Source organism: Xanthobacter autotrophicus, assembly GCF_029991245.1.
GTDB classification, from domain to species: domain Bacteria; phylum Pseudomonadota; class Alphaproteobacteria; order Rhizobiales; family Xanthobacteraceae; genus Xanthobacter; species Xanthobacter autotrophicus_C.
Genome location: NZ_JAIVFO010000183.1, coordinates 1 through 7422, shown reverse-complemented (window position 1 = coordinate 7422; position 7422 = coordinate 1). Strand labels below are relative to the sequence as shown.

The window sequence follows — 7422 nt, the reverse complement described above, 5'->3', positions numbered from 1 at the left end:
AGACAGGGGCGGGTGTCGTCATGGGGGTCCCGGAAATGGCGGCCTCAGGCATCATCGGTCCAGGTCCGTCCGTCCCGCTCGATGAGGGCGATGGCGGCGGCGGGGCCCCAGGTGCCGGCGGTGTAGGGTTTCGGCGGTTCGTGGGCGGTCCGCCAGGCGTCGAGGATGGGGTCGATCCAGTGCCAGGCCGCCTCCACCTCGTCACGGCGCATGAACAGGGTCTGGTTGCCGCGCACCACGTCCATGATGAGGCGTTCATAGGCGTCGGCGTTGCGCACCCCGAACACGCTGGCAAAGCTCATGTCGAGGGGCACGTGCTGCAGCCGCATGCCGCCGGGGCCGGGGTCCTTGATCATCAGCCAGAGCTTCACGCCCTCGTCGGGCTGGAGGCGCAAGACGAGGCGGTTGGCCACGATGGGACCCGCCTCTGCATCGAACACCGAATGGGGGATGGGCCGGAACGCCACCACGATCTCGGATACGCGGGAGGCCAGCCGCTTGCCGGTGCGCAGGTAGAATGGCACGCCCGACCAGCGCCAGTTGCCGATCTCCGCCTTCAGCGCCACGAAGGTCTCGGTCTCCGACGCTCCGGACCCCAGCTCTTCCAGGTAGCCTGGCACCGCCCCGCCCGCCGAGGCGCCGGCGCGATACTGGCCGCGCACGGTGAGCTGGCCGGCATTGGCCTCGGTGATGGGGATGAGGGCCTTGAGAACCTTCAGCTTTTCGTCACGCACCGCATCCGCGTCCAGCGATACCGGTGGCTCCATGGCGACAAGGCAGAGCAGCTGGAGAATGTGGTTCTGCACCATGTCGCGCAGGGCGCCGGCGGTGTCATAGTAACCGGCGCGGCCGGCGGTGCCGATGCTCTCGGCCACGGTGATCTGCACATGGTCGATGTGGGCATTGTTCCACACCGGCTCGAACAAGGCGTTGGCGAAGCGCAGCGCCATCAGGTTCTGCACCGTCTCCTTGCCGAGATAATGGTCGATGCGGAACACCGCTTCCTCGCGGAAGACCTTGCCGACAGCCGCGTTCACCTTCAGCGCCGAGGCGAGGTCCTTGCCCACCGGCTTTTCCACCACCACGCGGGTCTTGTCGGTGACGATGCCGTGGGCGCCGATGCGCGCGCAGATGGGATCGAACAGGTCCGGCCCCACGGCGAGGTAGAGCACGCGGACATGCTCGCGCCCCTGCTCGAGGAGGCGGGCGAGGTCCGCCCAACCCGCGTCGGTCTGGGCGTCCACCGCCACATAGTCGAGCCGGTTGAGGAAATGCGCGAGACGGGCGGGGCGGGCCTCCTCGATGCCGTCGGACGTTTCCACCGCTTCACGGGCGAAGTCCTGGAAGGCCGCCCGCGCCATGGGGCGCCGGGAAACGCCGATGATGCGCGCCTCGTCGGGCATCTGGCCGGCGAGATCGCGCTCGAACAGGGCCGGCAGCAGCTTGCGCCGCGCGAGATCGCCGGTGGCGCCGAACACGATGATATCGAAGGGTTCGACCGCGACCGCACGCGCCCCCATGAGCCTCTCCCCCCGACCGCGGCGCCCTGGCAACCCGCGCGAACCCAAGGCTGGCCACAGGCGTTCGCCGTCCGCGAACGCCTGTCTTCCGCCCCGAAGCGGAGTGGGCACTCTAGATCACGTTCCGACTGGTTTGCACCGCAAACTGGTCGGTGGAACGCGCTCTGTCCGCGCACCTCCGCCGGCGCGTGGGCACCGCGCATCCATGCAGCAGCATGCGCGATGTTGATGAAAGAGGGATGGCGCGGGGAACGTGGCGCCGGGGCTTGTGATCTTCGGCGCGGTCGCGGCGATCGCTCCACCCGATCGGCGGGGCGGGAGCGCGGCAACAAGGGTTCAGACAAGCAAATCCGCGCGTGCGGGCACGCGCGGCAGAAACGGCTCGAAACTGGGACGTGCTCGCGCCGCGCCGGTTCAGGACCGGCCGGCGCTCCGCCGGATCAGCGGGTCGGGCGCGGCTTGGAGGGGATGAGGCCCTCGCGCTGGGCACGCTTGCGGGCGAGCTTGCGGGCGCGACGGATGGCCTCTGCCTCCTCGCGGGCGCGCTTCTCGGACGGCTTCTCGTAGTGGCCACGCAGCTTCATCTCGCGGAAGATCCCCTCGCGCTGCATCTTCTTCTTGAGCGCCTTGAGGGCCTGATCAACATTGTTGTCGCGGACGAGAACTTGCACGTGTTTACCTCTTCGAGCTGTTGCGCCGAGCCCAGCAAGCCGTGATCTGGCCAACCTTGATCTGAACACCCGGACCGGGGAAGCCCGAGCCTTTCGCTCGACTTCAGCTCATCCGGAAGGAGTGCTCTCTTATCAGAAGCCTTGAACCTTGTCCACACGCCATATGCGCTGGAAAAGCGAGACGGGGCCTTGTGTCGGCTCATCTTCGCGCCGGTCGGTCCACGACGTAAGAGGTCCGCCTGGCCCGGGAAGATGCGGTCACCGCGCGGCGGCGAAGGCGGATTTGGTGGACGTTTGCAGTCCGGGCAGGACGATGGCCCGGGCAGCCTGCTTCTGCGCCTCGCGGCAGAGGGCGTCCAGCTCCGTCCGGATCTCGGAATCGGCAAAGCAGTGGGCCGCCTCCCGGATGCCCTGCATGAACCGCAGCTCGATCTGGATCAGACGCCAACTGCCATAGCGGCCCGTCCGGGCCATGTGCCGCGCCAGTTCGCGCAGCCACTCCTTGAAGCGATCCTGGGCCACCTGCATTCCCCGAACCAGTGTGGTATTATAGTAATGAATCCGAGTTGGGCAGATATGCCCGATGGCGAGCTCTTCGTCGCCATGGCGATTCGCCTCAGGTTTCGGAAGGTCACGTCTGAAATGGTATAATGATGCAGTGCAATGACAGGGCTGTGACAGGCGGCGCCCTGGTATCCGTCGCGCTCAAAAATGCGTGCTCGACCCTAGCAATCGCCTTCGGGAATGTTGGTGCAGGCTTCAGGATCGCGGCGCACCCGCACCACGTGGCCCATCTTGCGGCCGGCGCGGGCCTCGTCCTTGCCATAGAGGTGGACGTGGGTACCGGGCTCGGCCAGCAGGGCCTGCCAGTCATGCACGTCGGCGCCGATGAGGTTGGTCATCTGCACCCGGCCCATGCGCGCCACCTCGCCCAGCGGCCAGCCGGCGATGGCGCGCACGTGCTGCTCGAACTGGGAGGTCACGGCGCCGTCCTGGGTCCAGTGCCCGCTGTTGTGCACCCGGGGGGCGATCTCGTTGACGATCACCCGTTCGTCCGCGCCGCATCCCACCACGAACAGCTCCACCGCGAACACGCCCTCATAATCGAGGGCATCGCCGATGGCGCGGCCGATGGCGCGAGCCTGCCGCGCCGTGGTCGCCGACAGGGTGGCGGGCACGGTGGAGGTGTGCAGGATGTGCTCGCGGTGCACGTTCTGCGTCACGTCGAAGGCCTGGAAGGCCCCATCCGCCCGCCGCGCCGCCACCACCGAGACCTCGCGCTCGAAGCTGACGAAGCCTTCGAGGATCGCGCTCTGCCGGCCCAGCGCGTGCCAGGCGGCGGTGAGGTCTTCCTCCGGGCGGATGATGACCTGGCCCTTGCCGTCATAGCCGAAGCGCCGGGTCTTCAGCACCGCCGGAAGGCCGAGCGCCGCCGCTCCCGCCTCAAGGCCGGCGAGGTCGTCCACCGCGGCGAACGGTGCGGTCTCGATGCCGAGGTCGCGCACGAAGCTCTTTTCCGCCAGCCGGTCCTGGGTGATGGCGAGGGCCTTCGCCCCCGGCCTCAGGGGCACGCGGGCGGCCAGGAACTCGGCGGTGGCGAGCGGGACATTCTCGAATTCATACGTCACCACGTCCACGCCCGCCGCGAAGCGTTCCAGCGCCGCGAAGTCGTCATAGGGCGCGCAGATGTGGTGCGCGCTCACATGGAAGGCGGGGCTGTCCTTGTCCGGGCACAGGATATGGGTCTTCAGGCCCAGTTCCGCCGCCGCGAGCGCGATCATGCGGCCGAGCTGGCCGCCGCCGAGGATGCCGATGACGCTACCGGGTTTCAGCATGGCTCAGGCCGGCCGTTCCGCCACAGCCCCGGTACGCGCCGCGCGCCAGGCTTCAAGGCGCTGGGACAGGGCCGGGTCCGAAAGCGCCAGCACGGCGGCGGCCAGCAGCGCCGCATTGGTCGCGCCGGCGACGCCGATGGCGAGGGTGCCCACCGGCACGCCGGCCGGCATCTGCACGATGGAATAGAGGCTGTCGAGGCCGGACAGGGCTTTGGACTGCACCGGCACGCCGAATACGGGGAGCGTGGTGAGCGCCGCCACCATGCCGGGCAGGTGGGCCGCGCCACCGGCGCCGGCGATGATCACCTTGAAGCCGTCCGCCTTCGCGCTGCGGGCGAAGGCGTACATGCGCTCGGGCGTCCGATGGGCGGAGACGATGCGGCTGTCGTGCGGGATCTGCAGCGCTTCCAGCGTCTCGGCCGCGTGGCGCATGGTCTCCCAATCGGACTGGCTGCCCATGATGACGGCAACATCAGCCGTGCTCATCCCTCAAGACCCCTTAAAACGGAAAGCGCGGCTTTATAGGATCGCCGCAGCCGGGGCAAGGGTTGCGGCCAACTCTCCTGTCCGCGTCCGGGCGCGGGCGGCCTCAGCGCCAGCGGCGGTGGAGCCACAGCCACTGGTCGGGATATTCGCGCACCCAGCCTTCGATCACGCCGGTGACGGCCTGCATGGCGCCCACCACGTCGATCTTGCCTTCGCCGTCGCGGGGCAGGGCGATCTCTTGCGTGATCTCCACCCGGAAGCGCGCGCCGGGCAGGCGGATGACGCGCATGCCGTGTACCGGGCAATCAAACTGCCGGGCGAGGCGCGCCAGCGTCGGGTTGGTGGCGCAGGGCCGGCCGAAGAAGGTCACGTCCGGCCCGCCGGTCCAGTACTGGTCGATCAGCATGCCCAGATGCTGCCCCTCGGCCAGCATGCGCGCCATCTGGCGGCCGGCATCGCGCCCGGCGCGGATGAGGCCCGGCATGGTGCCGGCGCGCATCTCCTCGATGAGGGCGGCAGCGCTTTTGTTGTTGGGCGCGCGATAGAGCACGCCCCCCGGCACATCGAACTTGGCGCCGGCGATGGCGCACATTTCCCAATTGCCGGTGTGGGCGGTGAAGAACAGGGCGGGGCGCCCGTCATTGCGCAGGCGCTGGAAGATCTCGGCGCCCACCACTTCCACGCGGCCTTCACCGGGCCGCGCGGGGTCGTAGTCCCACAAGCGGTCCTGCTGGGCGAATTCGGCGGCGAGCCGGCCCATGTTGGCCCACACTCCGCGCACCAGGGCGCTGATTTCGCCCTTGCTCTTCTCAGGGAATGCGGCCGTCAGGTTGCGCCGCGCCACCTTGCTCACCGCGAAGAAGGGGCCGAACGTGCGCGCCCAGAAGGCCATGCCCCCGGCCGAGAGCCACAGCGGCCACAGGCGCAGCCACCAGATGGAGAAGCGCACATAGCCGCCCACCAGCGTCTCCACCACCGGCTGCAGCGCAAGGCGCAGGCGGAAGAGCAGGCGGCGGACGGAATGGGGGAGGCGGGTCACGGCCGGGCGCGCCGCACCGGGGCCCTTAGAACTTCACCACGATCTTGCCGAAGACCTTGCGGCTTTCCAGTCGCTCCAGGCCATCGTTGAAGTTCTCCAGCGGCACCACCGTGTCGATCACCGGCTTGATGCCACGGCCCATCTTCGCAAGGCCTTCCGAGACATTGCGGATGGTGGCGCCGAACGAGCCGAAGATCTTGTACTGGCGCTGGAACAGCTGCATCAGGTTCATCTGCACGCTGACACCGGAGGTGGAGCCGCAGGTGACGAGGCGCGCGCCGGGCTTCATGGACAGCAGCGAGGCGTTCCAGGTGTCGGCGCCCACATGCTCGAACACCACGTCCACGCCCACCTTCTTGGTGATCTTGCGGACCTCGTGCTCGAAGCGATCCTTGCGATAGTTGATGACATGGTCGGCGCCCAGCGCCAGCGCCTTCGCCATCTTCTCGTCGTCGCCCACGGTGGTGATGACGGTGGCGCCCACGTCCTTGGCCAGCCGGATGGCGGCGGAGCCGATGCCGGAGCCGCCGGCATGCACCAGCACGGTCTCGCCCTTTTCCAGCTGCGCATTGTCGAACAGCATGTGCTCGACGGTGGAGAAGGTGATGCCGGCGCAGGCCGCGTCCTCGAAGGAGACGCCCTCGGGCGCCGCAATGACGAGGCGCTCGGGCATGTTGATCACGTCGCGGGCGAAGCCGTCGATGTGGAAGCCCAGCACGCCGCCCACGTTCTGGCAGAGATTGTCGCGGCCCTTCAGACAGTTGACGCAGTGGCCGCAGGTCATGGCGCCGTACATGGCCACCGTCTGGCCCACCTTCAGGCCACGCACGTCGGCGCCCAGCGCCACGATCTCGCCAGCGGCTTCCGCACCCACCACGAGGGGCATCTTGCGCTTGGCGAAGGCCATGCCGCGCCAGCCCCAGACGTCGATATGGTTGAGCGCCAGCGCCTTGACGCGGATCTGCACCTCGCCGGCGCCGGGGGCGTCGGGTTCGGGCAGGTCCACGAGTTCGAGGCTGCGGTCGGAGACGAGCTGGAGGCCACGCATTCTTTTTCTCTGGATCAGGTTTCAGCGGTGGGCGGCGAGCGAGGCGGAAAGCCCGCCATCCACCGGCAGGATGGCGCCGGTCATATAGCCCGCGCCGGGGGAGAAGAGGAAGGCCACGACCTGGGCCACGTCATCGGGCGTCGCGAAGCGGCCGGCGGGGATCTGCGCCTCCATCTTCGCCCGGTAGTCGGCGAACTTTTCCAGCATGGCGGTATCGATGAAGCCGGGGGCCACATAATTCACCGTCACGCCGCGCCGGGCGGTCTCGATGGCGAGGCCGCGCACATGGGCGAGCAGCGCCGCCTTGGAGGCAGCATAGGCGGCATTGCCCTGGTTGGCCTGGAGCGCCGCCACCGAGCCGATGGCGACGATGCGCCCGGCCTTTGCCCGCGTCATGGGCCGCACCACTGCGCGGGCGAGGCGCACGAAGGCGAAATGGTTCACCTGCATCACCGCCTCGGCCTTGTCCTGGTCGATCATGGCGGCGAGGGTGTCGTAGGAGGCGCCGGCGTTGTGGCACAGGCCGTAGAGGGTTTCCCCCGCCTCCAGCTCCTCGGCGAAAGCCTCCACCGCGGCGCGGTCGGCCAGGTCCAGGGCGCGGGCGGACAGGACGGCATCGGGGTGCGCGGCGCGGATTTCAACCACCAACGCTTCCGCCTCGGCAACGGCCGAACGGTAGGTGAAGGTGACGGGATATCCCGCCGCCGCCAGCGCACGCACGATGGCGGCGCCAAGGCCGCGCCCGCCGCCGGTGACGAGGATGGGCTTAGTGGAGGGGGTCACCGCTGCGTCCCCTCTCCCGCTTGCGGGGGAGGGCTAGGGA

Annotated in this window: 8 protein-coding genes; all 8 read right to left on the bottom strand. The window is 68.7% G+C overall.

From position 1 onward, the window contains the following. Nucleotides 1-44: 44 nt before the first annotated feature. Complete coding sequence (zwf, locus tag K9U41_RS20740; protein ID WP_282642747.1) at nucleotides 45-1520, bottom strand: glucose-6-phosphate dehydrogenase; 1476 nt, start codon at nucleotides 1518-1520, stop codon at nucleotides 45-47. 440 nt (nucleotides 1521-1960) lie between these two features. Further along, complete coding sequence (gene rpsU / locus K9U41_RS20735) at nucleotides 1961-2191, bottom strand: 30S ribosomal protein S21 (protein ID WP_012113273.1); 231 nt, start codon at nucleotides 2189-2191, stop codon at nucleotides 1961-1963. 258 nt (nucleotides 2192-2449) lie between these two features. Next, nucleotides 2450-2719 (bottom strand): hypothetical protein, encoded by a 270-nt coding sequence (locus K9U41_RS20730; protein ID WP_282642746.1) that lies wholly within the window; start codon nucleotides 2717-2719, stop codon nucleotides 2450-2452. A gap of 197 nt (nucleotides 2720-2916) precedes the next feature. Then, on the bottom strand, nucleotides 2917-4026 hold the full coding sequence (locus K9U41_RS20725; protein WP_282642745.1) for a 5-(carboxyamino)imidazole ribonucleotide synthase: 1110 nt from the start codon (nucleotides 4024-4026) through the stop codon (nucleotides 2917-2919). 3 nt (nucleotides 4027-4029) lie between these two features. Continuing rightward, nucleotides 4030-4512, bottom strand: a complete 483-nt coding sequence (gene purE, locus K9U41_RS20720; RefSeq protein ID WP_282642744.1) for a 5-(carboxyamino)imidazole ribonucleotide mutase — start codon at nucleotides 4510-4512, stop codon at nucleotides 4030-4032. 103 nt (nucleotides 4513-4615) lie between these two features. Next, nucleotides 4616-5551 carry a lipid A biosynthesis lauroyl acyltransferase gene (locus K9U41_RS20715; protein ID WP_282642743.1) on the bottom strand — a complete coding sequence of 312 codons (936 nt, stop codon included), beginning with the start codon at nucleotides 5549-5551 and terminating at the stop codon, nucleotides 4616-4618. A gap of 25 nt (nucleotides 5552-5576) precedes the next feature. Next, nucleotides 5577-6599, bottom strand: a complete 1023-nt coding sequence (locus K9U41_RS20710; RefSeq protein WP_282642742.1) for a zinc-binding dehydrogenase — start codon at nucleotides 6597-6599, stop codon at nucleotides 5577-5579. A 21-nt stretch (nucleotides 6600-6620) separates the two neighbouring features. Next, entirely contained in the window at nucleotides 6621-7382 is a 762-nt protein-coding gene (locus K9U41_RS20705) for an SDR family NAD(P)-dependent oxidoreductase (RefSeq protein WP_282642741.1), read from the bottom strand. Nucleotides 7383-7422: the final 40 nt, after the last annotated feature.

Coding starts and splice junctions, on each gene's coding strand:
- zwf (WP_282642747.1), bottom strand. CDS start 1,520: ATGGGGGCGCGTGCGGTCGCGGTCGAACCCTTCGATATCATCGTGTTC.
- K9U41_RS20730 (WP_282642746.1), bottom strand. CDS start 2,719: ATGCAGGTGGCCCAGGATCGCTTCAAGGAGTGGCTGCGCGAACTGGCG.
- K9U41_RS20725 (WP_282642745.1), bottom strand. CDS start 4,026: ATGCTGAAACCCGGTAGCGTCATCGGCATCCTCGGCGGCGGCCAGCTC.
- purE (WP_282642744.1), bottom strand. CDS start 4,512: ATGAGCACGGCTGATGTTGCCGTCATCATGGGCAGCCAGTCCGATTGG.
- K9U41_RS20710 (WP_282642742.1), bottom strand. CDS start 6,599: ATGCGTGGCCTCCAGCTCGTCTCCGACCGCAGCCTCGAACTCGTGGAC.